General features: G+C 57.5%; 25 protein-coding genes and 1 pseudogene. 10 read left to right on the top strand and 16 right to left on the bottom strand.

Annotated features, from left to right (window positions below; translation table 11 throughout):
- The first annotated feature begins 13 nt into the window (after positions 1-13).
- The gene (locus MUU53_RS03865) at positions 14-766 is read left to right on the top strand and encodes an SDR family NAD(P)-dependent oxidoreductase (RefSeq protein WP_247259698.1); all 753 of its coding nucleotides are present in this window, start codon (positions 14-16) and stop codon (positions 764-766) included.
- Complete coding sequence (locus MUU53_RS03860) at positions 763-1,656, top strand: PPC domain-containing DNA-binding protein (RefSeq protein WP_247259697.1); 894 nt, start codon at positions 763-765, stop codon at positions 1,654-1,656. Before MUU53_RS03865 ends, MUU53_RS03860 begins: the two co-directional genes overlap by 4 nt.
- A gap of 243 nt (positions 1,657-1,899) precedes the next feature.
- Here MUU53_RS03860 and MUU53_RS03855 read toward each other — a convergent pair whose 3' ends face one another.
- The 9 genes and pseudogenes from MUU53_RS03855 to MUU53_RS03815 form a co-directional block, all read right to left on the bottom strand.
- Positions 1,900-2,514, bottom strand: a complete 615-nt coding sequence (locus MUU53_RS03855; protein WP_247259696.1) for an exopolysaccharide biosynthesis protein — start codon at positions 2,512-2,514, stop codon at positions 1,900-1,902.
- Between the two features lie 40 nt (positions 2,515-2,554).
- Positions 2,555-3,529 carry a TerC family protein gene (locus MUU53_RS03850; RefSeq protein WP_377307288.1) on the bottom strand — a complete coding sequence of 325 codons (975 nt, stop codon included), beginning with the start codon at positions 3,527-3,529 and terminating at the stop codon, positions 2,555-2,557.
- A 537-nt stretch (positions 3,530-4,066) separates the two neighbouring features.
- Positions 4,067-4,732 carry a methionine ABC transporter permease gene (locus MUU53_RS03845; protein WP_247259695.1) on the bottom strand — a complete coding sequence of 222 codons (666 nt, stop codon included), beginning with the start codon at positions 4,730-4,732 and terminating at the stop codon, positions 4,067-4,069.
- A complete protein-coding gene (locus MUU53_RS03840; protein WP_247259694.1) occupies positions 4,725-5,792 on the bottom strand; it encodes a methionine ABC transporter ATP-binding protein in 1,068 nt (355 codons plus the stop codon). Before MUU53_RS03840 ends, MUU53_RS03845 begins: the two co-directional genes overlap by 8 nt.
- A gap of 75 nt (positions 5,793-5,867) precedes the next feature.
- Positions 5,868-6,698: a MetQ/NlpA family lipoprotein gene (locus MUU53_RS03835; protein WP_247259693.1), complete on the bottom strand. Its 831-nt coding sequence runs from the start codon at positions 6,696-6,698 to the stop codon at positions 5,868-5,870.
- Positions 6,699-6,914: 216 nt separating this feature from the next.
- Positions 6,915-7,793 (bottom strand): ABC transporter permease subunit, encoded by an 879-nt coding sequence (locus MUU53_RS03830; RefSeq protein WP_247259692.1) that lies wholly within the window; start codon positions 7,791-7,793, stop codon positions 6,915-6,917.
- Positions 7,790-8,593: a taurine ABC transporter ATP-binding protein gene (locus MUU53_RS03825; protein ID WP_247259691.1), complete on the bottom strand. Its 804-nt coding sequence runs from the start codon at positions 8,591-8,593 to the stop codon at positions 7,790-7,792. The genes MUU53_RS03830 and MUU53_RS03825 overlap by 4 nt, the downstream gene beginning before the upstream one ends.
- 118 nt (positions 8,594-8,711) lie before the next feature.
- Positions 8,712-9,725, bottom strand: coding sequence for a taurine ABC transporter substrate-binding protein (gene tauA / locus MUU53_RS03820; protein ID WP_247259690.1), 1,014 nt, complete (start codon positions 9,723-9,725; stop codon positions 8,712-8,714).
- A 70-nt stretch (positions 9,726-9,795) separates the two neighbouring features.
- Positions 9,796-9,927: pseudogene (locus tag MUU53_RS03815) on the bottom strand (bifunctional O-acetylhomoserine aminocarboxypropyltransferase/cysteine synthase); the annotation flags it as partial.
- Positions 9,928-10,504: 577 nt separating this feature from the next.
- Between MUU53_RS03815 and MUU53_RS03810 the strand changes: the two are divergent.
- Complete coding sequence (locus tag MUU53_RS03810; protein WP_247259689.1) at positions 10,505-10,693, top strand: hypothetical protein; 189 nt, start codon at positions 10,505-10,507, stop codon at positions 10,691-10,693.
- Between the two features lie 108 nt (positions 10,694-10,801).
- Here MUU53_RS03810 and MUU53_RS03805 read toward each other — a convergent pair whose 3' ends face one another.
- The gene (locus tag MUU53_RS03805) at positions 10,802-11,437 is read right to left on the bottom strand and encodes an RBBP9/YdeN family alpha/beta hydrolase (protein ID WP_247259688.1); all 636 of its coding nucleotides are present in this window, start codon (positions 11,435-11,437) and stop codon (positions 10,802-10,804) included.
- Positions 11,438-11,781: 344 nt separating this feature from the next.
- Here MUU53_RS03805 and MUU53_RS03800 point away from each other — a divergent pair, with 344 nt between their 5' ends.
- The 7 genes from MUU53_RS03800 (at position 11,782) to ssuD (ending at position 17,687) form a co-directional block, all read left to right on the top strand.
- Positions 11,782-12,750: an aliphatic sulfonate ABC transporter substrate-binding protein gene (locus MUU53_RS03800; RefSeq protein WP_247259687.1), complete on the top strand. Its 969-nt coding sequence runs from the start codon at positions 11,782-11,784 to the stop codon at positions 12,748-12,750.
- Between the two features lie 14 nt (positions 12,751-12,764).
- Entirely contained in the window at positions 12,765-13,610 is an 846-nt protein-coding gene (locus tag MUU53_RS03795; RefSeq protein WP_247259686.1) for an ABC transporter permease, read from the top strand.
- The gene (locus tag MUU53_RS03790; protein ID WP_247259685.1) at positions 13,610-14,380 is read left to right on the top strand and encodes an ABC transporter ATP-binding protein; all 771 of its coding nucleotides are present in this window, start codon (positions 13,610-13,612) and stop codon (positions 14,378-14,380) included. Before MUU53_RS03795 ends, MUU53_RS03790 begins: the two co-directional genes overlap by 1 nt.
- 220 nt (positions 14,381-14,600) lie before the next feature.
- Positions 14,601-14,792 carry a hypothetical protein gene (locus MUU53_RS03785; RefSeq protein WP_247259684.1) on the top strand — a complete coding sequence of 64 codons (192 nt, stop codon included), beginning with the start codon at positions 14,601-14,603 and terminating at the stop codon, positions 14,790-14,792.
- A gap of 21 nt (positions 14,793-14,813) precedes the next feature.
- Complete coding sequence (locus MUU53_RS03780) at positions 14,814-14,954, top strand: hypothetical protein (protein ID WP_247259683.1); 141 nt, start codon at positions 14,814-14,816, stop codon at positions 14,952-14,954.
- Between the two features lie 46 nt (positions 14,955-15,000).
- Positions 15,001-16,497: an FAD/NAD(P)-binding protein gene (locus tag MUU53_RS03775; RefSeq protein ID WP_247259682.1), complete on the top strand. Its 1,497-nt coding sequence runs from the start codon at positions 15,001-15,003 to the stop codon at positions 16,495-16,497.
- Between the two features lie 20 nt (positions 16,498-16,517).
- Positions 16,518-17,687 (top strand): FMNH2-dependent alkanesulfonate monooxygenase, encoded by a 1,170-nt coding sequence (gene ssuD, locus MUU53_RS03770; protein ID WP_247259681.1) that lies wholly within the window; start codon positions 16,518-16,520, stop codon positions 17,685-17,687.
- 277 nt (positions 17,688-17,964) lie between these two features.
- On the opposite strand, the gene MUU53_RS03765 is transcribed toward ssuD, so the two are convergent.
- From MUU53_RS03765 to MUU53_RS03740, 6 genes are all read right to left on the bottom strand, one after another.
- Positions 17,965-18,513: a DUF1003 domain-containing protein gene (locus MUU53_RS03765; protein WP_247259680.1), complete on the bottom strand. Its 549-nt coding sequence runs from the start codon at positions 18,511-18,513 to the stop codon at positions 17,965-17,967.
- Positions 18,514-18,587: 74 nt separating this feature from the next.
- On the bottom strand, positions 18,588-19,343 hold the full coding sequence (locus tag MUU53_RS03760) for a TIGR04290 family methyltransferase (protein WP_247259679.1): 756 nt from the start codon (positions 19,341-19,343) through the stop codon (positions 18,588-18,590).
- Positions 19,344-19,346: 3 nt separating this feature from the next.
- Entirely contained in the window at positions 19,347-20,390 is a 1,044-nt protein-coding gene (locus MUU53_RS03755; RefSeq protein WP_247259678.1) for a UDP-glucuronic acid decarboxylase family protein, read from the bottom strand.
- The gene (locus MUU53_RS03750) at positions 20,371-21,522 is read right to left on the bottom strand and encodes a CgeB family protein (RefSeq protein ID WP_247259677.1); all 1,152 of its coding nucleotides are present in this window, start codon (positions 21,520-21,522) and stop codon (positions 20,371-20,373) included. Before MUU53_RS03750 ends, MUU53_RS03755 begins: the two co-directional genes overlap by 20 nt.
- Positions 21,519-22,610, bottom strand: coding sequence for a CgeB family protein (locus MUU53_RS03745; RefSeq protein WP_247259676.1), 1,092 nt, complete (start codon positions 22,608-22,610; stop codon positions 21,519-21,521). The genes MUU53_RS03750 and MUU53_RS03745 overlap by 4 nt, the downstream gene beginning before the upstream one ends.
- The gene (locus MUU53_RS03740) at positions 22,607-23,737 is read right to left on the bottom strand and encodes a CgeB family protein (protein WP_247259675.1); all 1,131 of its coding nucleotides are present in this window, start codon (positions 23,735-23,737) and stop codon (positions 22,607-22,609) included. Before MUU53_RS03740 ends, MUU53_RS03745 begins: the two co-directional genes overlap by 4 nt.
- Positions 23,738-23,739 lie beyond the last annotated feature (2 nt).

Raw genomic sequence — 23,739 nt, 5'->3', positions numbered from 1 at the left:
GAGAGGATGTGCAATGGGAATGAAACAATCCGTAGCGATAACCGGCGGAGCATCCGGCATCGGCCTTGCGACCGCCCGCCTGCTGCACGATCGTGGCTGGCACGTCTGGCTTCTCGACCTTCAGGCAGATGCGCTCTCCAGCGCCTGCCGTGCATTGGAACTTCCCGAAACGCGGGGGCTGGTCTGTGATGTTTCCGATGAAGCGTCCGTCGACAGGGCCATGGAGAAAATCCTGTCTGCATCGCCACCGCTTGGAGCACTCGTCAACTGCGCGGGGACCGGTGCCGACAAGCTGGCGGTCGACACGAGTGTCGCGGAATTCCGACGCATCCTCGACATCAATCTCATCGGCAGCTTCGCCGTTGCCCGTGCTGCGGCCAGACACTGGCTGGAAAATGGGACACGAGGCGCGATCGTCAATATATCTTCCGTCTCCGGTCTTTGCGGAAACCGGGGCAGAACCGCCTATGGAGCGTCAAAGGGAGGCGTGAACCTGATGACGCTGGTGATGGCCAACGAGCTTGGCCATGCCGGCATCCGGGTGAACGCCGTGGCGCCCGGCCCCATCGATACGCCCTTGACCCGCAAGGTCCATACGCAAAACGTTCGGAACCAGTGGTCGCACCGGGTGCCGATGGAACGCTACGGCACCTCCGAGGAGGTTGCGAGCGCCATCGCCTTCCTGATCTCGGACGAGGCAAGTTACGTGAACGGCCAGATTCTGGCGGTGGATGGCGGCTTCGTGACGGCGGGCCTTGCGGTATGACAGTCATTGAGGAACCGGCACTGCCGCGCCATATCGTTCATCCCGGCCCCGCCACGGCTGAGCGGGTTCGCGCTGTCGAGTGTCTGGCTTGGCCGGTGCGGATTACGCTGAGAACAGGGTGCACCATCAACGAGGCCATTGCCCAAGGCTTTGCGGAGCAGGGCTTTGAGGGCGGTTATATTCGCCTGTCGCAGGTTCCCATGCGATCCCTCAATTATGTCATGCCCGCAGCGGCACCGGACGAGAGCCACGCCGCCTGGTACAGCGAAACCTATGCCATGCCGGGAGGCGTTATCCTCGATGCCGCACTCCACGCAGGACGGCGGGAGGAGAAACCCTTCCTGCATTGCCATGGCGCATGGCAAGATGCAGAGGGACGCATCGAGATGGGGCATCTGCTGCCCTTCGAGGCCGAACTCCGTGACGAGACGACCGTCGATGCCGTGGCCATCAGCGGAGCGCTTTTTGTGACACGGCATGACACGGAAACCAATTTTCCGTTGTTCAATCCTGAGAAACGCCCTGACGCGGTAACAACCCAAGCATCAGCCTGTCGCGCGGTACTGGCGACCGTGCGGCCCAATACCGATCTTTGCAGGGCCGTGGAGGAAATCTGCAGAGCCTTCGACATCCCGGATGCACAGGTTCATGGACTCGGCAGCCTTGTCGGAGCCGATTATGAAGATGGGACGAGGCTGACGGCCCATGCGAGCGAGCTCTATATTCGAAATGGCACTGTGACACAGCAGAACGGCACCAACCACGCTGCCCTCGATATCGCGATGGTAGACCTGACCGGCCGCCACAGCCACGGACTTCTCAAGCGTGGCCTCAATCCTGTTTGCGTTACGGCGGAAATCCTGATCGTCGAGAACAAGGACGGGGTTTGACGAAGATTTCTCAAGAACTGTTGCGTTTGAACGATGAATTCTGCCCACCTGAACCGCGATATCTGGATGAGAAACTACGGGACAGTAGTCGTTACCGGTGAAAACAGCATCACCTAACATGCTCTTCAACGTCAGATGGCGTCAAACCCGCTTGAACAAATGCCTTGAACAGACACCTTGAAAAGCGGGAGAGGCGGCGACCTTTCTGGACTGTTCGGAACATTCAGGTCTGCCTGAAACAGATCAAAACAGGGCTGTAAACACGAGCGATCCCGCCGTGATTGCCAGATAGTAGCAGGCAAAACAGGCGGCCACCAACACCACCATCGCCAGCAGGATCATAAGCCCGTCCTGTTCAGCCAGCGAAATGGCGATGAGCACAATCGAGATTGCGGGGAGCGTGTTTCCAAACGGTATCGGAAGTGCGATGAGCACGGCAAGAAACAGTACGGGGACGGCGAGAAGAACGCGCGCGCCGCGCCCCGTCAATTTTGACAGCCTCCCTGGACGAAGTCTGGCTTCGATTTTGAGGATCGTCGGTCTCGTACCGTTGACTGCCGCCGCAACCACCTTCATCGGCAACATTCGCCGTCCGATGAATTCGGGGAGCCAGAGGCTTTGGCGACCAAACAGCATTTGAACCGCGACGAAAGCCAGGCAAGTGCCAAACACCGGACCTAGCGGGTTGGGTATTGGCACAACGGCGGGAATTGCCAGCATCAGCAAGGCAATTGCAACACCGAGACGTCCCTCCCGCAGCAAGACCGTTCGGATATGCAGACCGTCGTTGCGTTTTGCGGTCTCGAGCAGTTCCAGGAGATAGTCTGACCCCTTCATTGCCGCAGTATTATCAGCCATCGCCGTCCCTCAAAACGCAAACCTACAGGCCGACCGCGTGTCAGGTCTGCTGTTTCGAACTCGTTCTCCGGAGCGAGTAGACAACGCCCGCACCCAGAATGACGAACGTAATCCCCAGCGACCACTCGGGCGGAAACTTCTCCCAGCCCATTGCCCAAGCGATGAAGATCTTCGAGCCAATGAACACCAGAAGCACAGACAGAGCATATTTCAGGTAGGCGAAACGATGCAGTATTGCGTCGAGTGCAAAGTAAAGCGCACGCAGGCCAAGAATGGCAAAAATGTTCGATGTATAAACGATGTATGGGTCGGTCGTGATGGTGAAGACTGCCGGCACCGAATCGACGGCAAACACAAGATCGGCAATCTCGATCATGATCAATGCAAGCAGAAGCGGAGTGGCGTAGCGCTTCAGTTTTCCGGTCGACGGATCCTGCTTCTTGATCAGGAACTTGTTCCCGTGAAGCTCTTCCGTGACATTCATATGGCGTTTCAGAAAACGGATCAGACCATTTTCTTCGATTTTGTGTTCCTTGTCGGCCATGAACAACATTTTGATCCCGGTCAGGATCAGGAATACTGCAAAGATGTAGAGCACCCAATTGTACTGCTCCACGATCGTCGCACCCAGGCCGATCATGATGCCTCGGAGAATGATGACGCCAAGGATACCCCAGAACAGTACGCGGTGCTGATACTCGCGCGGAATGGAAAAGAACGCAAAAATCATAGCGATCAGGAATATATTATCCATCGCAAGCGTCTTTTCCACAACGAAGGCGGTCAGGTACTCCGCAGTCGCTTGTGTATCCATCTGCCAGTAGATGAAGCCTGAGAACAAAAGTCCGAGGGACAGGTACATGACGGAGAGCTTCAGGCTCTCGGCTACACCAATCTCATGGTCATCCTTGTGTAGAACGCCGAGATCGAAGGCGAGGAGAGCCACAACCAGGCCCATGAAGACGAGCCACATCCAGAGCGGCTTCCCAAGAAAGAGGAAAAATAAAATTTCCAATTGTGCGACTCCAGTTGCATCTACTGTCTACGACGCAACTATCCAGATGTATTGGTGGGGACATCTTCACATAGTTGCATATGTGGCTTAAGCTTACTTTATGCCATGATAGGCAGTTGAAATTACTCAAGCCGAACCGAGTCAACATATTGCGTATTAGGTGGGTTGATACAAGGGGTCTTGCCCTTTGGATTGGCATGTCCCCGATAAAGACCAAAACCGGAGACTTACATGTTTGCGTGATTGCTTGCCTTTGGAGCATTGTGAAGCAAGAAGCTTCTTGAAAAGCAATCTCTTCTGGTTGTCGAGATGAGCTCGGTCTGTCCTTGAGCCTCATGTTTACTGACCCGGATTCAGCGCCCGGTTCTTCGAATGGGCCGGATTTCCTTCACCGACTTTGTCGCAATCCTCAACCGATGCGCGAGCATCACTCTGCGATATGCGTCCCATGTCGGATGAAGGTCTCCAGTCCCCACTCAACCGGTTCATATCATCGTTATTTGGTATTGGTCCCTGCCAAGTCCGTATGCCTGCAGTTCAGACGGTGGACTGTCTGCGATCCAGACGTTCGACGGCGCGATCACCGATCCACTGGATAGCGCAGACCATGATGATCAGCACGATGACGACGGCGATCATCACGCCCGTTTCGAAGCGTTGATAGCCATAGCGGATGGCGAGGTCGCCCAGACCGCCCGCACCAATGGCACCTGCCATGGCGGAAGCCCCGACCAGAGTTACCAGTGTGACAGTAAAGCCGGCAACGATACCCGGCAGAGATTCAGGGATCAGAACTTCCCTGATGATTGTCCAGCGATTGCCACCCATGGCGCGCACGGCCTCGATGAGGCCTCTATCCACTTCTCGCAGGGAGACTTCCGCGATACGCGCATAATAGGGCGTTGCCGCAATCGCCAGCGGCACGATGGCCGCCCAGGTGCCGAGCGCCGTGCCGACAATGAACCGCGTCAAAGGGATGAGTGCAACCAGCAGGATAATGAAGGGCACCGAACGGAATGCGTTGATGACAGAGCCCAGAATGCGATTTGCCCAGAGATTTTCGCAAAGGCCACTTTTGCCGGTCAGGACCAGTGCCAGTCCCAGCGGCAGGCCCGCAAGAAGCGAAATGAACCCGGCGGCAAAGGTCATCAACAGGGTTTCCCAGGTGGCGCTGATCAACAGCTCGATCATGACATCAGACATGATTCAGAACCTCCACGCGTGCATTGGCTGCTGCCAGACGGAATTTGACCTGTTCGACAAGCGAGGCATCCTGCGCGGGCAGGGTCAGGAAAATACGAGCCATCGGCCGATCCTGTATATGTTCAACTCCGCCTTGAACAAGATTTGCGCCTTGTCGGAAAGCATCCACCAGATCGGTAAACAGCTGCCTTTGGGCATAATCACCGCTGACATCCACGCCCAGCACCAGCCTTGACGCGTCACTGCGCAACCGGTCAACGAGATGTTCCGGCAACCGTGGTCGGCTGCCCTCCAGCAGCCTTCGGGTAATCGGCGCTTCTGGATTGGCGAAGATGGATTGCACCGGACCCGTTTCCACAATCCGACCCGCGTCAATGACGGCCACACGATCGGCAATGGAGCGGACCACATCCATTTCATGCGTGATGAGAATGATCGTCAGTCCGAGTTTATGGTTGATTTCCTTCAGCAAAGACAGGATGGAGCGCGTCGTTTCCGGATCAAGTGCCGATGTGGCTTCGTCGGACAGCAGCAGAGCGGGGCGTGCCGCAAGGGCGCGTGCTATGCCGACACGCTGCTTCTGCCCGCCGGATAGCTGCGCAGGATAGGCGGCTGCCTTATCGGACAGGCCGACCAGATCCAGCATCTCGCGTGCTCTAGCCAGTCGCTCGGCTTTCGCAAGGCCTTCGATTTTCAGAGGAAGCGCTACATTTGCCTCCACCGTTTTGGCCGACAACAGATTGAAGTGCTGAAAAATCATGCCGATACGCCGTCGCAGAGGCTGCAACTGGCTTTCGGTCAACCGATCGATCCGCGTGCCTTCAATGGCGATCTCACCGCTATCGGGCCTTTCCAGGCCGTTGAGGCAGCGGATCAGCGTGGACTTACCCGCACCGCTGCGACCGATGATCCCGATGATTTCACCCTTGCGTACGGACAGTGAGATGCCGTCCAGCGCGACGGTCTCGCGAAAACGGCGGTGTACATCAGTCAGGCGCACGACCTCATCTGCAAGGAGGGGTGTTGTCTGGCGCGGATCGACAAAAGAATGGCTGTTCATTGCCATCATCTCCTGGAATGACGGAAAGCGGCGGGTATGACCCGCCGCAACCATGGGTTATTCGGTGATCTGATCTCAGTAGGCGATGAGGCCAGTGCCCTTGTAAACCTTTTCGAAAACGGCCCTTACGGCATCGTTCTGATAGGAGGCAACAAGCGTCTTGACCCACTCCTCTTTTTCTTTGCCTTGGGCGACGGCAATGAAGTTGCGGTAAGGATTGTCCTTGATCGGTTCCTGTGCAATGCGCTCAGCTGGGCTCAGACCGGCCTTCAAGGCCCAGTCCGTGTTGACCACAGCCGCATCGAGGTCGTCGATCGCGCGGCCCACGACACCGGCATCGAGTTCCTTGATCTTCAAGCCCTTCGGGTTCTCGGCAATATCCACGATGGTTGCCAGAATGCCTGTGCCGTCCTTGAGCTTGATCAGGCCTTCGTTCTGCAGAACGCGAAGTGCACGACCTTCGTTGGACGGATCGTTTGGAACGCCGATCTGTGCGCCCTTCGGCAGGTCGGCAACAGACTTGTGCTTCTTGGAATACAGGCCGATGGGCCACACACCCGTATAGCCGACCGGAACGATCTTGTAGCCGTGCTGCTTTATCTGGTTATCCAGATAGGGTTTGTGCTGGAATGCATTGGCATCGATTTCGCCACGCGCCAGCGCCTCGTTCGGTTGCGTGTAGTCATTGAAAATGACGGTCTTGATCGTCAAACCCTTCTTGGCCGCCTCGGCCGTAACCGCACGCCAGACATCCTCATCTTCGCCACTAACGATACCGACCTTCACCACTTTATCGGCAGCTTGGGCGGCGGGAGCCGCCAGACCAGCGACGGCAGCGCCCAGAAGCAGGGCAGCAAGACCTGCACGCCGGGTCAATGAAAGTGTGTTTCCAAAAGTCTTTTTCATATTCTTGTCCCTAATGACCAATCGTCGAACTGCCCTTGCGGCCTTCGATGCAAACAAGATCACAGAAACAGGGTCAGGATTCGAAGCAGGAGCTTTTCTTTTTGCAACGCAACGCGAACGTGTTATTCAACCAGAAGCGATTTTCGGGCATAAAAATCTACGTATTTTGTAGAATAATTTCACTGACCGACTAAGCGCATTCCACTCGCAGAGCAATCACTTTCCCTCGTGTCGTGCGATCCATGGCACGAAGCGGCGCTCGGCAGCACGCGCCAGCCATTCAAGCCCGAAGGCGATGAGCGCAATGACGAAAATGCCGACGATCACCACATCGGTCACCAGAAACTGGGCGCCCGACTGGATCATGAAACCGAGACCCCGGCTGGCGGCGATCAATTCCGCCGCAACCAGCGTGGACCACCCGGTGCCAAGCGCAATACGAATGCCGGTAAGAATGGACGGGGTGCTGGCAGGTGCGATTACGCTAAGCAGGATCTGGCTTCTGCTGGCTCCGAAGGAGCGTGCGGCATTGATGAAATCCTGTGGCACCGCCCGCACGCCGGCACTGGTGGATAAAATGATAGGCGGCAGCATCGACAGCGCAATGACCGTGACTTTCGATGCCTCACCGATCCCGGCCCAGATGATGATGAGCGGCAGATAGGCCAAGGGCGGAAGAGGGCGCAGAAACTCCACGAGCGGGTCCAGAATGCCGCGCGCAACCCGGCTAGTGGAAATGAGGATGCCAACGGGCAGACCTATGGCGATCGACACAAGAAGGGCAGCCAGCACGCGGCCAAGGCTGGCGCCGACATGCTGCAGCAAAGTCGAATCCACAAAGCCGACCGTGAGCAGCGACCAGAAGGACGCGGCGACGGCTGCCGGGGAGGGGAGGAAGACCGGCGACACCAGCCGCGCTGAACTGGCACCCCACCAGAGTGCCAGCAACACAAGCCCGGTCATGAGCGAAATGACGAGGGTGGGAACCGCCCGGCGTTTGGCCCGAACACTGGGCGTGGCCGAACGAGCGCCGGAAGAGGCATGATCGATCCCGATTGCTACCGGATCGTCTTTCGCATCGGTGATCAATGTCATGCGGCCAGTCCTTCGGTATCGTCGCCTTCAATAAGGTCTGTCAAATCGTCATAGGTCTGGCGGAAGGAAGCGGTCTGCCGGATCTTTTGCGCTGAGGCACCAGCCAAGATCTCGTGGCCGAAACCGACATTCACCACCTGCGCAATGCGGCCCGGATTAGGAGCCAGCACCACGATGCGAGTTGCCAGAAGCAGAGCTTCTTCGATGCTGTGAGTGATGAGCAGGGCACCGGACCGGCTCGCCTGCCAGATCTGCAGCAGGAAGAGTTGCAACCTCGTGCGTGTCAGGGCATCCAGTGCCCCGAGCGGCTCATCCAGCAACAGGAAGCGGGGCTTCGATGCCAGAGCGCGGGCAATGCCGACACGTTGGCGCATGCCGCCCGAAAGTTCCCAGATGCGGCGCTGGCCTTGTCCCTCAAGACCCACGTCCCGAAGCAGGTCCGTCACCTGCGTCTCGCGTTGTGCTTTTGGAACGCCCGCAAGCTTTAGCGGGAATGCGATGTTTTCAGCGGCCGTCAGCCAGGGGTACAGCGCATCATCCTGAAACACGACGGCGCGATCCACGCCGGGTCCTTGAATGGGGGCACCATCCACCAGCAATTGCCCCGAAGTGGGCCGCTGAAAACCGGCGGCAATGTTCAAAAGGCTGGTCTTGCCGGAACCGGAGCGACCGATGATGACAACAAATTCTCCGCTCGAGACCGAAAGGTTGACGCGATCCAGCACCGGCACGGAGGGTTCTGACCGGTCCCGGCCCGGATAGATGAGACCGACATTCCGGAACTCGAGAGAACTTGTCATGATCTTGTGACCTTATTGCCGCTTGGCGGCGTGACGGAAATGGTGTCAGGAGGTGGGACAAACAGTCTCGGCGGGCAGCCTCTCGGCACGCCCGCCAATTTTATCATCCGCGTTGATCTCAAAAGGAGAGCTTGGCGGCGTCCTTGACCCAGCGGTTGGACACATAGGGGCTGTAATCCGATAGCGCTGCAGGGATCTTGCCCTGTTCTTTCAGGAATTCGGAGGTTTGCGCCACTGCTTTGGCGGTGCCACCACCGAGAAGCTCAGTACCTGCCTGCTCTTCCAGAGTTGGGAATATGTAGCCCTTCAAGAGAGCTGGAACCTCTTCCTGCTTGGCGCCAGTCAAGCGTGCGATCTTCTCGGCTTGCGGAGAGCTGGCGTTCCAGGCATCCGGGTTGGCGCGGTAGGCTGCGGTTGCGTTGCCCGTAACCTTGACAAAGGCCGCCACCAGATCTGGATGCTTGGTGGCAAAATCCTTGCTGACGATCCAGGCGTCAAAGGTCGGGCCACCCCATTTTGCAACATCTTCCGAGGTTGCAAGAACGGTGCCGGACTTCTTGATTTCCGCCAGAACCGGATCCCAAACATAGGCCGCATCGATATCGCCACGCGCCCAGGCGGCGGCGATTTCCGGCGGGCGCAGATTGAGGATCTGCACTGATTTCGGATCGATATTCCAATGCTTCAGGGCAGTCAAAAGGCTATAGTGACCGGTGGAGACGAAAGGCGTTGCGATCTTTTTGCCGACGAGATCCTGCGGCTTGGAGATGTTGCGGGCAGCCAGAGCCTCCGCCTCGCCAATCAGGCCGACCAGCGCAATGGTTTCGATGGGCAGTTCACGGCTGGCTGCGGCGGCCAGAGGCGAAGAGCCCACATAGCCGATGTCGAGCGAACCGGAAGCAATGGCCGCGATGACATCGGCGCCGCCATCGAACTTCTTCCAGTTGATCTTGGCCTTCGTGGCGGCTTCATAGGTGCCGTCGGCCTGCGGCACGCGCGAAGGTTCAACGATCGGCTGATAACCGATGTTGATGGTAACATCCGCGGCAAAGCTGGATGTGGCGGACAGGGCGGCGCTGAGGCCACCGGCAAGCGCCAGCATTGCCAGCATCCGTCTGGAAATCGAAATCATGTCAGTCTCCTGAAATATACCTTTGATGAGTGGGGTTATTCTGCGGCAACTCTTCCAGCGCAAAGAGCTAGGAGGCATGGTCCGTATCGCGAAACTGGAAAGAGGTCGTCTGGTAAATGGGCGGCTGCACAGCACCCGTTGCTGGATCTGCCCGCCAGCCAGCGTGGAGCGCCAGTGTTTCCGAATGCTTGGCCTTGCTCATGCCTCTCCTTCACGCGTTTTTCCTATTGCCCGATGATCCACCAGGCAGGTCATGGACTCATGATAGAGTAGTCTACAAAGTCTACGGATTATAAATTTTGCGAATTTCTGCGTTGGCGGAAAATTTTCTACCCGCCTTTGCAGCCGACAGTCGAAGATCTGTGGTGGAGGGATGATCAGCTCGCTGCCTGCGCATTTGCTGATGAAGGCCTGGCCCGCCGGGGATAGAAGATGCCTGGATTTTCGATATTGCGCCGAAGCGGAGGATTTGAGAAGGTTCTTCCGCTGTAGGAGTATCTGGAGAATGAATTTTCTGAAATCACATAATAAGGTAATCGGAACAGATTTTTTTACCAATCCCGGTTGATGGAGGCTGGCTTTAGTCCATAAAATAACTATACTAATTCCAGCAGCGAAAGAGAGGTTTATGATGGTAAGGACAGCGCTCCAGTTGACGCAGGCAGCCAAAGTATCGCTGGCCTCTCGTGCATGTTGTTTTGAGTTGGGACAACGAGTGCGATGCCCGGATGTGGCATCTACAGACTTTCAGATTGACCCGGCGGACCAGCGAGACGACCATGCAAAAGCAAGTGATAGAATATGACGGTATCCCGGTAGGGATTGCAGTTCCCCATAGCGGCAAGCTCCGCTTCATTGCCGTAAAGTTCCATGTCATCGATCTAGATAATGGCCTGTACACGGATGCAGGCGAAGTGCGCGCGGCAATCCGCCAGCACCTGAACATGGCGCAGCCGCTCGCTGCCTGAACTTTCCCGGCCTCTACAAGTTTATTGTCAAAGGGATTAGGTCGGGCAATGCGAAACCACTGGAATCGCGATCTGTAGCCCTGCTGCACCAAGTGCAGGAGGGCTTCTTCAATAGGGAAGGGCGGAGAGGCCGGAATTGATGACCTTGTCCAGAAGGTCGATTTTGCGCGAGCCTTGTCGCGGGCTTTGGTCGGATGATTGATCTGCCAGCCGGCTATTGAAGTCCCTGAACAGTTGATAGCCGTTACGCCAGCGACCAAAGCCGCTGTCCACGTTGATATGACCGACATGACCCAGCAAAGCGACATCGCTTCCCCAGATCTCGGCATGATCCAGCAGGCGGGATGGCGTCATGTAGTGATCGTTTTCACTCCCCACCACGAGACTGGGAAATGGCAGTCGCGCGAGCGGCTTCGGTGGAAATTGAACGGCGCAAGGGTGAAGCTTTTCGACAACCTCCAGATCACAGGGAGCGACCAGGAAGGCGGACTTGATCTTGCCTGCCTGCGGCGAGGCGGCCATGTCCGCTGCAAGCCAACAGCCCAGACTATGGGCAACCAGAAACACGGCGTCATCCGTTTCCGCCAGCCTGCGTTCGAGGGTCGATCGCCACACATTCAGGTTCGGGCATTGCCAGTCGCTTTGTTCCACGACATCACAGCCGGGACAATCCTCCGCCCAAAGGCGTTGCCAATGGGTGGCACCTGATCCGTTCAATCCCGGGAGAATAAGCGTCTTTGTCATGACACGTCCTCTGAACTTGACAGGGTGTAATGATAATTTCGATTGCAATCTGCGCGGAAGAAACGACCCTCTAAATTCTACTGCATTTGTAGAATATAAGTGTCCTTCAGTCGTCGTCTAGCAAGGCCACCAGAACTGCGGAAAGCGAGGGAAAATCGTGCCTTTGCCAGACTGCGATGTATTACCTCGGCGGCGTGGCACCACATCCTATGGGCATTTTCGATCTTCAATGTCAGAGCGAACGGGTATGGAAATGCTGGCAAGCATCAAAGTTTGGAACAGTTACGCTCGATAAAGCATATTTTTTATAGAAATAATTCCTCCACCTTTGGAGGGTTTGAATTATGAAGTCGATTTTACGCCTGGCCACCGCCATTGCTGTTGTTGCCGCTAGCCATCTCAGCGCCCACGCCGATCAATTGTCCGAGCTTCGCATTGACTGGGCGACCTATAACCCCGTGAGTCTTATTCTCAAGAACGACAGGATTCTGGAAAAGGAACTTGAGAAAGACGGCATCAAGGTGACATGGGTTCAGTCAGCCGGTTCCAACAAGGCGCTTGAGTTCCTGAGCGCAGGCTCACTGGATTTCGGCTCGACGGCGGGTGCCGCCGCACTTATCGGCCGCATCAACGGCAATCCGATCAAGTCGATCTATGTCTATTCCAAGCCGGAATGGACAGCGCTTGTGACCCGGAAGGATACCGGCATCTCCAAGGTGGCGGACCTGAAGGGAAAATCCATTGCCGTAACCCGCGGCACCGACCCGCATATCTTTCTGGTTCGGGCATTGGCTGATGCCGGTCTGACGGAAAAGGATGTTTCTCTCGTTCTGTTGCAGCATGCCGATGGCCGTCTGGCGCTGAAGCGTGGGGATGTCGCCGCCTGGGCGGGACTGGATCCGATCATGGCATCGGCAGAAATCGAGGATGGCGATGTTCTTTTTCATCGCAATGCAGCCAACAACACCTGGGGTGTGCTGAACGTGCGCGAGGAATTTGCCCGTCAGCATCCGGACGTGGTGAAGCGGGTTCTGAAAGCCTATGAACAGGCCCGCGCCGAAGCGCAGAAGAACCCGGCCAAGCTCAAATCCGAACTGGTTGCAGCCACCAAGCTGCCGGATGAGGTCATCGCCCGTCAGTTGGAGCGGACAGACCTGACCAATTCCGCCATTGGCAAGGAACAGGCCAGCACGATTGAGGCGGCTGGCGTGGCGCTGCAGAAGGCCGGGGTACTGAAACCGGAGGTGGACGTGGCTGGCACTGTGAGCCAGTTGATAGACGCGTCCTATCTGTCGGCCCGCGTCGGTCAATAAGGCCCTGATAGACCATGGCGCTCCTGGAAGCCGTTGTCCCCAAACGCAATGAAGCGATCGCGCCTGTACGCAGAGCGCTACCCTTGCGCCTGTCGTCCTGGCGACCGTTGATCATTGCCCTTATCTTTCCTCTCGCGGTGCTGCTGACATGGGAACTGGGCGTACGGCACGGATTGATCGGAGGGCGGCTGATGCCACCTCCATCCCGGATTTTCGAGACGCTGCGGCAACTGGCAGTGTCTGGCGAACTTGGCGCCCATATTGGGGTGACGCTGCAGCGCGTCTTGATCGGCTTTACGGGCGGTGCCGTAGCGGGGACTGTCATTGGTGCCCTGACCGGGTCCTCACAGGCCATATCACGGATCCTCGATCCAACTTTACAGGCCTTGAGAGCCATTCCCTCCATCGCGTGGGTTCCTTTGTTCATCCTGTGGTTTGGCATCTTCGAGGCCTCGAAGATCGCGCTCATTGCCGTGGGCGTCTTCTTTCCGGTCTATCTCGGCGTTCATGGCGCTATCCTTGCCGTAGACCGGCGGATTGTTGAAGTTGGCCGGGTATTCCGCCTCTCGCGGCTGCAACTTGTCGGGCGAATCCTTCTACCCTCCATTCTGCCAAACTATGTGCTGGCTTTGCGGTCCGGGCTTGGTCTCGGCTGGATGTTCGTTGTTGCTGCCGAATTCATGGGGGCGTCCGAGGGGCTGGGCTATCTGCTCGTCGATGGGCAGCAACTGGGCAAGCCCGATCAGATCATCGCGGCCATCATCGTCTTTGCCGTCATCGGAAAACTCACTGATAGCATATTGCTGATCGCAACCGCGCCACTCCTTGTCTGGCAGGATGTTCACCAGGGAAAACGATAATGCTGGCCATTCAGGATCTGACAAAAATCTATCCCAACGGCACCCATGCCCTGCACGCCTTCAGCCTCGACATCCAGAACGGGGAGGTGATTGCCGTCATTGGAGGGTCCGGCTGCGGCAAAAGCACCTTGCTGCGGCTTCTGTCCGGCCTGGAAACACCCAATACCGGAAGCATCGCTCTGCGGGGCCGCATACTTAAAGAGCCGGATGCGCTGGTGAACATCGTCTTTCAGGAACCGCGATTGTTCCCCTGGTTGACCGTGGCGCAAAATGTCGGCTTCGGCCTGAAACATCTGCCTGCTGACGAGCGTAGCGACATCATCTCGCAGGTGCTGGCGCGTCTGGGCCTAGGCGGTTTTGAGGATCGCTGGCCCAAAGAGCTTTCCGGCGGGCAGGCGCAGCGGGTTTCCCTGGCCCGCGCGATTGTCACCAAACCTTCCGTACTATTGCTGGATGAGCCGTTTTCTGCTCTGGACGCGATGACGCGTGAGGATCTGCAATCGCACTTGATCGATCTGTGGCAGGACCTCGGGTCCACTCTGGTGCTGGTGACGCACGACATCGAGGAAGCGGTTTTCATGGCCGATCGCGTGATTGTCATGCGGCCGTTTCCAGGGCGCATCTTTCAGGACGTCAGGATTGATTTGCCAAGGCCGCGCAATCGTATGAATTCCGGTTTTACCGAACTGCGCCGGGAATTGTCAGACTTGCTTGCCCTATCGCTGATACCTGAAAAATCGAATGGTCCGATCCTGCATCGTCTTGGCTGAGGTGCGCATGTTGGAAAGCCTGGGATGATTAGGCCCACCAACCCGAGGTCATCGGACACGCAAAAGCTGAAAAAACCAGTTTTGCGTTGATGCCTTCGGAAGGCGCAGAACTTTCCAAGCATTGCCCATCCTATAGAACAGTAATTTTATAGACAATATTGACCAAACTGTTGTCCGGAGCGACACTTTTGAAAATCAAGATTGAAGACGGAGATCAGCCATGCCGAAAGCTTTTGACGGATTTTCCTTCGACCTCCTGGCTTTCATGCGGCGTCCAGGCGGCTCTGCTGCCGGTCGCGAGAGCCCGGCGACGCAGAAAGCTGCGGATGAAGAAAGCGCAGAAGAAAAGCGGCAGCGCCGTGAACAGGAAGAGGTTGCCTTCTGGGGCCTCGTCGCCTTCTCGGTTCTCTGAAATTAGATTGTGAGCGTATCAATGGCCTATGTCACCTCCGTTTCCCTGCCCCTGCAGGTCAAGGCAAAGCCTCATGTCAGACATGGTATTTCGGGTATTCTGGCAGGAACCGCCTGCGCGGCCTCCTTCGGCTTCATCACGCTGATGCTATTTTCGCTTTGATCCTGCGGTGAGTGCGGACATTCAGATCGTGCATGCGAGGAAAGTCATGAGTCGAGATCGCGGCGTTCCTGTTGTGGCCGTCATTGGGGGAGGTTTCAGTGGCGCAGCCTTTGCGCTGCATCTTGTCAGACGTCACCAGACGGGAGCCCAAATTCTCGTTTTCGAGCCACGCGCGCAACTGGGTGCAGGCCTCGCCTATAGCGCCGAAGATCCATCGCACAGGATCAATGTGCCCGCCGCTCGCATGTCGCTTTATCCCGACGATCCGGAAAGCTTCCAGCGCTTCGTCGACTCGCACGGGGTACGTCATACGGATCCGTCGATCCTAACGCCGGGCGGGCAAGCCTATCCACAACGGTCCGTCTTCGGCGCCTATGTTCAGGCTGAGCTGGCGCCTTATCTGGAAAAGGGCGCCATCAGCCACCGGCAGTCGCGCGTTCGAAGCGTTTCCCGTTCAGGCGACCGCTGGCTCGTCGTTGACGAAACCGGCAGCCAGACGCCAGCCGATCTGGTTGTCATCGCGACGACACATCCTTCCCCGCAGCTTCCGTCTGTGCTGCGTGCCCATGCGACACATCCCCGCCTGATTGCCGATGCGACGGTAAGCGAGGCGCTGGCCAATGTCGGCGCGGATGAAAGCATTCTCATCGTGGGCAATGGCCTGACATCTGCCGATGTCATCGCTATGCTGAGCCGTCAGGGGCATAGAGGAAATATCATGGCCATCTCTCGCCGCGGCCTGCGGTCACGAGGGCATCTGGCCGTTGCGCAGGAGCCCTTCGGCGATTTTCTCTCCCACCCCGCAAAACGAGCCTCAGAATTGTTGCGCCGCATTCGCCAGACCTTGCGAAGCGCTGAGACACAGGGCCTCAGCTGGCATTCGGTCATCGATGCAGTTCGCAGTCAGGGATCTGGAATATGGCAAGCACTGCCTATGGAAGAGCGCAGGCGTGTTGCCAGGCTGGCAAGACCCTTCTGGGATGTGCACCGGTTTCGCATTGCCCCGCAGGTGGAGCAGGTCATCGAGGAAAACCTCAAGGAGGGACGGCTTGAGGTTGCGGCAGCGTTTCTGAAGTCCATCGACGCAAAGGATCAGGGTTTCGATGTGGTTTTGGCCTCGAAAGGGCGTGAGCAATCTCCCCGCCATTTCGACCGTATCATCGTCACGACAGGCCCCGCCCATGATGGCATTCTTGCGTCACAGCCCTTCCTCCAAACGTTGCAGGCGGCAGGCCATCTGAACAATTGCCCGACCGGTTTGGGAATAGCCTGCGATGCGACATCCCGTGCAGTCGACTCAACCGGCAAGGCCGATCCGTCGCTTCTGATAGCCGGGCCGCTGGCGCGCGGCACGTTCGGCGAACTGATGGGACTTCCGCAGGTCACGGAACATGCCGTTTTCGTTGCCGATGAGGCTGCCGCCGAACTTCGGCGCTTGCAGGCAACCGTGCCGGATTGCTCGCTTCATCCGCATCCCTCGTCAGGCCCGGCTGCAATTGCCAACCCCACCATTCAATTAGAGCGCCAGCGCGTGCGCTCATGATCAGCAAGGACCCTGTTCAAATGACGAAAAGTGAAAAGCCGCTCGATTTCCTCTGGTTCATTCCCTCTTCTGGTGACGGTGCCTATCTCGGTTCCGATGATCTGGCACGTCCATCCGACCCCGGATACTTCCGGGAAATTGCCAAGGCCGTCGATCGGCTGGGTTATTCGGGCGTCCTAATTCCAACGGGCGCTGCCTGCGAAGAGTCTTTCATCCTGGCGGCGGATCTGGCGGCTCATACAGAAAAGCTCAAGTTTCTGGTGGCCATTCGTCCCGGCGTTGCATCGCCCAGTTACTATGCGCGTTTGACATCGACGCTCGATCGCGTCACCAATGGCAGGCTGCTGCTGAACATCGTTGTGGGCGGAAGCGCGCAGGAGCTTGCAGGCGACGGCATTTTTCTGCCGCATGACGAGCGCTATGCCCATGCAGACGAGTTCTTCCAGGTGTTCAACAAGCTGATCGAAACTGGAAGCGCGCATCTTGATGGAAAATACATCAAAGCCCATCACGCGGAACTGGGTCTGCCGCCCGTGCAGGAACCGCGCCCGCCAATCTATTTCGGTGGCTCGTCAGAGGCTGCTATCGACTTTTCTGCCGGAATTATCGACAAATATCTGACCTGGGGTGAGCCGCCGGCGCAGGTGGCCGAAAAGGTGGCCGCCGTGCGCAAGGCTGCTGCAAGGCATGGCCGACAGGTCAGCTTCGGCATCCGGTTGCATTTCATCGTGCGCGAGACGGATGAAGAGGCCTGGGAGGCCGCCGACAAGCTGATCTCCAAACTTTCGGACGAAACGATCGCCGCGGCACAGGAGGTTTTTTCGAAGAATTCCGATTCCGTGGGTCAGGCCCGCATGGTGGCGCTGCATCAGGGACGCCGCGACAATCTGGAAGTTTCGCCAAACCTGTGGGCCGGTATCGGGCTTGTGCGTTCCGGTGCCGGAACGGCGCTCGTCGGCTCTCCAAAAACAATTGCCGCTCGCCTTCGCGAGTATCAGGACATCGGGATCGATACCGTCATCGCGTCTGGCTATCCTCATCTCGAAGAGGCTTACCGGGTTTCCGAGCTTCTCTTCCCTGAAATCGGCCTTTCAGGGCCACGCAATCAGATACGTTCGTCCTTCGGCAAGAAACAGGTCTTCGGCGGTGGCGGGCACGGCGGCAATGTTCGCGTCGCCTCAGGCTCCTGATGTTCCCCAGCACCCTGCGGCTCCTTGCCACTACAAGGGTGAGGGCTCGATAATGTCATTGAATTGGTGAATGAGGAAAATATGCGAGGAGAGGTTCAATGAATGGGGTCCATACCCAGTTCAAAGAGCCTCGACAAAGCAGATGAGAGCGATCGGTGGGACAGAACTGCGCCAAAGCGTATCGCGATCTTTCAGATCCGCTCCTGACGCTTTATCTCTCTGTTTCGTCGCATATCGTTATCGCAAAACCTGTGCATAGTTTTGCGTGGACCATGCTTTAGTCATTCATTTCCGATTCAATTCGGTCCAACACGGCTTCGGGAGCGACGTCTTTCTTCAGCTCCCTTAGCTCATCAGCAGCTTCTATCGGCACCTCCAGCTTCCTGGCGATCGCTTCCACCATAGCGATCAAGCGAGTTGTTTCGTGCTCGTTCAGCAAATTGACCTGTAGATCGAGATCAGCCCGCCTATCGTCTTCGGCGGCCATCCGATTCTGATTGATCAGAACAAAGGTGGAAAGAAAAATGGCTTCAACCGAAGCTTCCATAGCGAGAATGACGAGCGACGGATCCCACGGGCGAACTCCTGGCAGCAGGTTTAGATTCGCCAGGATCCATATCCCGTACAGGAGAAGGTGGATGTAGACGAAGATCATCGATCCTGCGAACCGGCTGATCGCAGCCGCTGCGCGTTCTTGCAGCGAAGCCGTGTTCGCTGTTGCTCGGCGCCGCTGCATGATCGCGTCTATGTTGCGCGCAAGAGCGGGCGTGAGGCCATCAGGAGCGGGTCTCGTCGGGCTTTCGGCGTTCACACCGTTCATCAGCATACCTCCTCCGGCACCCTTCCTGACACATCTGGTTGCAGCTCCGACCCACCGCAGGACGCCTTATTGCCGGCTGTTCAGCAGATCCGGGGTGGAACTTCGGCCGCGTAATGCCGCTGAGCGCGGCGACACAGATAGACCTCCCGTTCGGGATGGGCCTCGATCACGAAGCCAGAACTGCGAAGCATGGCTTCGATGGCTGCCCTGTTGGGAATGAACCAGTTCGTCGGATCGGAAGCGTAGCGCTCCTCCACGAAGAACAGCTTGGGATAATCATTCCGATCAAAAAGGGACCACTCGGAGAAGTCGTAATCCTCCTGAAGCTCCGGCAGACGCTCGTCCCCGCGTTGAAGACACTGGAACAACATCTGGTCCGCTACGACATGCTCATAGAGAAGGTCGAGCGCAAGCAGGGGGTGGCGCAGATGGTAGAGCACTCCCATGAAAAGCACGAGGTCGAATTTTTCTCCAAGCTTTCCGACGTCGTAGACGGACATCTGGCGAAACTCCACGTCCAGGCCCGTCTGCTCGGCGACAAAACGGGCCTGCCGAAGATAGTGCAGATCTGCGTCGATCCCCAAAACTCGCCCGGCATTGCGCCTCTTCATCTCGAAGGAATAAAAGCCTGCATTGCACCCAACGTCGAGAACACTGCGCCCTGCCAGATCCTCCGGGACCACCTTCTTGAACCCCTGCCACTTGAAGGATGGGTAATCGCCCAGAAAATGATCGGGGGCGGTGGGCAGCCCCTGCACTTGAATGTTCTGGAACCACGGTCCAAGTTCGACGAGCCGACGCCTGATGTCATCTTCTGCTTTTCTTGCGACGTCCATTCTCTAGGCTCCGAGTTGCAGAGTATCCGTCAGCCCGGAACGGGATTTTTCACGCACGGGCGCCGCACACAGATCAGGCGGGGCGAGAATTGAAGCAAAATAATCGACTGTCTTTTGCAGCCCTTGCGACAGCGGGACTTTTGGTTCCCAGCCCAGTAAATCCTGGGCGCGAGCAATATCCGGGCGACGACGCAGCGGGTCATCCTGCGGCAAAGGTCGATATACGATTTTGGACGATGAGGGCACGATTGCCCGGATCATCGTGGCAAGCTCGTTGATGGTGAACTCGCCTGGATTACCCAGGTTGACAGGCACGCCCGGATTCGGATCGACATCCATGAGTGCCGTCAACCCCTCTACGAGATCCGTTACGAAACAGAACGACCGTGTTTGCTCGCCGCTACCGTAGATCGTCAACGGGTCACCCGAGAGCGCCTGTACGAGAAGGTTCGAGATGATGCGTCCGTCATTTGGCTGCATGCGCGGCCCGTAGGTGTTGAAGATGCGCACCACGCGGGTATCAGCGCGACCGGCCCGCAGCATGTCAAAGCACAGCGCCTCGGCCGCGCGTTTGCCTTCGTCGTAGCAAGCACGTGGCCCGGTGCAACTGACGTTACCCCGATAATCCTCACGCTGCGGATGTTCTTCCGGATCGCCGTAGACTTCGCTCGTTGAAGCCAGCAAGAAGGACGCTTTTTGGCGCTCCGCAAGCGCAAGCAGATTGCCCGTGCCCGTCACGCAGGTCATCATCGTATGAACCGGATCGGCTTGATAAAAGGGTGGAGACGCCGCACAGGCCAGATTGTAGATTTGGTGAACCGGCTCGTCGATGTCGGAGAGACGGCACACATCCTCCTCGATCAGGCGGAACCGGGGATGGTTCTCCAGCGGTCGGACATTCGTTCTCGATCCCGTCAGGAAGCTATCAACGCATATCACTCTATCCCCCCGCAGCAGCAGGGCGTCGCAGAGATGCGAGCCAACAAAGCCAGCTCCGCCAGCCACGAGGATAGTTCTGGTTTTTCCGTCATGCACTCTTTGCAACATTGCGTTCTCCTCGGTCCTCGTCCTGAAATCTTTGAGGTTCTTCGCCCCGCGCGGCTGGATCATCCGCTAGTCGCTCTAGCGCCGACACCAGGTAAAGGGCGCGGGCGTTTCCAGTGTGCAACTCCATGACCCGGGCGCGTGCTGTGGTGCTCATGTCCATTCGCCGCCGCTCATTCATCCCGGTGAGGACGTCAACGACGTCATCAGTACTGCGCGCAATGCAGATCGCCTCGCCCTCTGGAAAAAGCTCGCCAAGCCCACGCCAATCGTCGCTGATGATCGGGGTTCCGCACGCGGCTGCTTCGAACAGCCGCACGCTTGGTGACCAGCCGGCCGCGATCATGTCAGCGCGCGTTACGTTCAAGGTGAAACGCTGTCGGCTGTAGAAGCTCGGATGGTCCTGCGGCGGCAGATGGTCAATCCGCTCCACATTGGCGGGCCAGTCAATCGTATCGGGATACTGCGGACCGGCGACGACGAAGCGCAAATGCGGCAAGGCGCGCGCTGGCTCAATCAGCAACCGCTCGAGAGTCGGCTGACGATCAGGGCTGTAGGTTCCGAGATAGCCAAGATCCCATTCGCAGGCTTCTCCCGTGTTCTGGTAACACTGCGCATCCACGGAACAATAAAGTTCAATTGCCCGGCGTGCGCCGTAGTCCTTCTCCAATCGGGTCAGCACTTCTCCACCAGAGAAGGAAAAGTAGGCGTCGAAAATCGGAATCTGCTGAAGCGTCAGATATTCCTCGTCGCCACGGTCGAGCTTGGCGAGCGTTACCGGTGTATCAATGTCGTAAAAGCACAAGAGCTTGGGCGATAGAGCCGCCACAGCTTCAATGATGGCCACCCCTTCGGGGACATAGGAGCCGATGATCACGGCATCTGCCGACTTAATGACAGTGCTGAAGCTTTCGGATAGCTCCGTGACGCTGGAGTAATAGGCCAGCTGGCAGAAATCGGGATCGGGCAGGTCTCGCTGGCTGGCATACCAGGGAACATCGCGCTCAAGGAAGAGCACCCGGTGACCGCCAGCATCCAGTCCACGGATCAGCGACCGAAATGTGGTCGCATGGCCATTTCCCCAGGATGAGGAGAGCGAAAGTCCAATAATGACAATGTCGAGCGTCCGCGTCATTCCGCAGCCTCCATCTGCCGGGCTGCATGAGCGCGGAAGATCGCATCGACGGTCATGGCGCGACTGGCATATGTGTGGTCTGCCAGCACGCGGTTGAGTGCCCGCTTGCCGATCAGCTGGGCCTGGTCCGCACTCAGCCCTGCAAGAATGTCACTCACATCCTTTCCGTCGCGCGCCACCAGAACTTCTTCGTCCGGTTTCAGGAACAACTCGATGCCCTCCCAGAAGTCGGTAATGAGGCAAGCGCCAGCGCCTGCTGCCTCGAACACGCGCGTTGCTGGCGAGAAACCGTTTTCCGCCATGCTGTCGCGTGACACGTTGAGCACTGCCCTGGGCGTCACGTTGAATGCATTGTGGTCGCGGGTAGAAACATGGCCGATATAATTGACGTTGGCGGACATCGGCTTGTCATGCCAGCCCGAGCCGCCGAGCATGAAGCTCGCGTTGGGAAGCTGTGCCGCGGGCTCCAGGAAGAAGTGTTCGACGCGAGCTTCGCGATCCGGCAGTCGGTTACCGAGGAAGCCAAGATCGGCATTGAAGCGGACGTCTCGGGCGACAGGATGGTGTGTCTGCGGATCAAGCGCATTGTAGATGGGAATGCAATCGCGCGCTCCCATTGCCCGATAGGCATCGACCACCGGATCACCACCGCCGTAGGTCAACACCAGGTTGATCTTTGAAAGGGCACGGCGCAGTGGGTGATCCGGCGCTGCACGCAGCTCCCCGAGCGTCGCCGGCGCATCCACATCCCAAAAGATCTTCAAAGCCTGAGGTTTCGCGGCGCGGAGGACTTCGTCCAGCAACAAATCGTCCTCGAAGCCGACGCCGCTCGCCTTGATGACCACCTCTGCTTCACCAGCCCGTGCTGCCACATCCTTGAGCGCTTCAATCATACCCTCATAGACGACGACCTTGCACCATTCAGGCGGGTCGATATCGCGGTTTTTCTGGCGGTCGTAGACGTCAGGCTCGTAGAAGGTAATGTCGTACCCTTTCTCAGCCAGTGCCCGTAGCAGGCCGCGGTAGTAGGTAGCAGCGCCATTCCAGTAAGCGGACACAAGGCTGGAGCCGTAAAAGGCGATCTTCATTCTGCAGCCTCCTGAGAAACGATCTTGCGGATGACGCGATGGGTACCGCAGTGAGCCAGAATGGTGAGGAGTTCGTCGACCCGGTGGCGACAGGTGTGGCGCGCCAGCACCGTTTCGCGGCCCGAGCTGGCAAGCGATTGAGCGAGGTCTGCGTCGGAGAGAACCTCCCGCAGACGCGCCGTCATCTCCACCCCATCCCTTGCAGTCAGATAATCTTTCCCAGGGCGAAATAGATGTTCCGTATCGTCCCAGGGTGCCGAGACCAACGGTATTGCGCAGGCAAGTGCCTCGAACGGACGAATGGTCGGAATGCCCGGCAGGTTCTGCACATAGGGGCGCCGCGGAATATGCACCGTCACCCGATGTTGGGCGAAGGCAAATGGAACCTTTGCGTTGGCAATCCAGCCACCGAAGGTGATGTTGGCATCCTTCAGTGACTTCTTCGCATGGTCGGGATAGCGCACTCCATGCACCAGCGTCTTGAGCTGAAGTGCCTTTGCCGGTTCCACCAGAAACTCGACGATCTCTGCGGAGCGTTCATCGTCACCCCAATTGCCGACCCATATCAAGTCGCCCGTCTTGTGCGCCTCAGGTATCGGCCTGAACAAGGTGTCATCGGCAGCCTCATGCCAAGTAAACACGGTACTGCCCCAGCCGGCTTTCAGATACCGTTGGCGTAGGGTTTCCCCGAAGGCAAGGATGCCGTCGTATTCCGCAAGGTTGAGCCCGGCGATGTCGCCTGCCGAAGACACTGCCCTGTGATGCGTGTCATGGAACAGCAGGGTAAACGCGTTACCGCTGGCACGGATGCGACCGATTTCTGCCACGATCGCCGGGTCCGTCCATTCGTGCACGATGACCACATCCGCATCGGCAAGAGCTGTCTCATGGCTGAATCCGGCATCGTAGATTTCTGCATCAAGTTCCGGAAATTGCGTGGCAAAATCATTCAGTGCTGCTGCGCCCTGGTCCTGCACAAGATTGTTGCGGCTCCAGGACTCGAGAGGCTCAAGTGCCACCGCCTGATGGCCGCGGCGGATCAGATCGCGCATAATGCCCCGCAGGAAATGCGCATTGCCGTGGTTCCAGTCAGATATCAGCGAGTGGGTGTAAAACACGAATTTCATCG

The sequence above is a fragment of the Affinirhizobium lemnae genome (genome assembly GCF_022968395.1).
In the GTDB taxonomy this organism is placed as follows: Bacteria; Pseudomonadota; Alphaproteobacteria; order Rhizobiales; family Rhizobiaceae; genus Neorhizobium; species Neorhizobium lemnae.
This window is presented reverse-complemented; position numbering and strand designations above follow the sequence as displayed.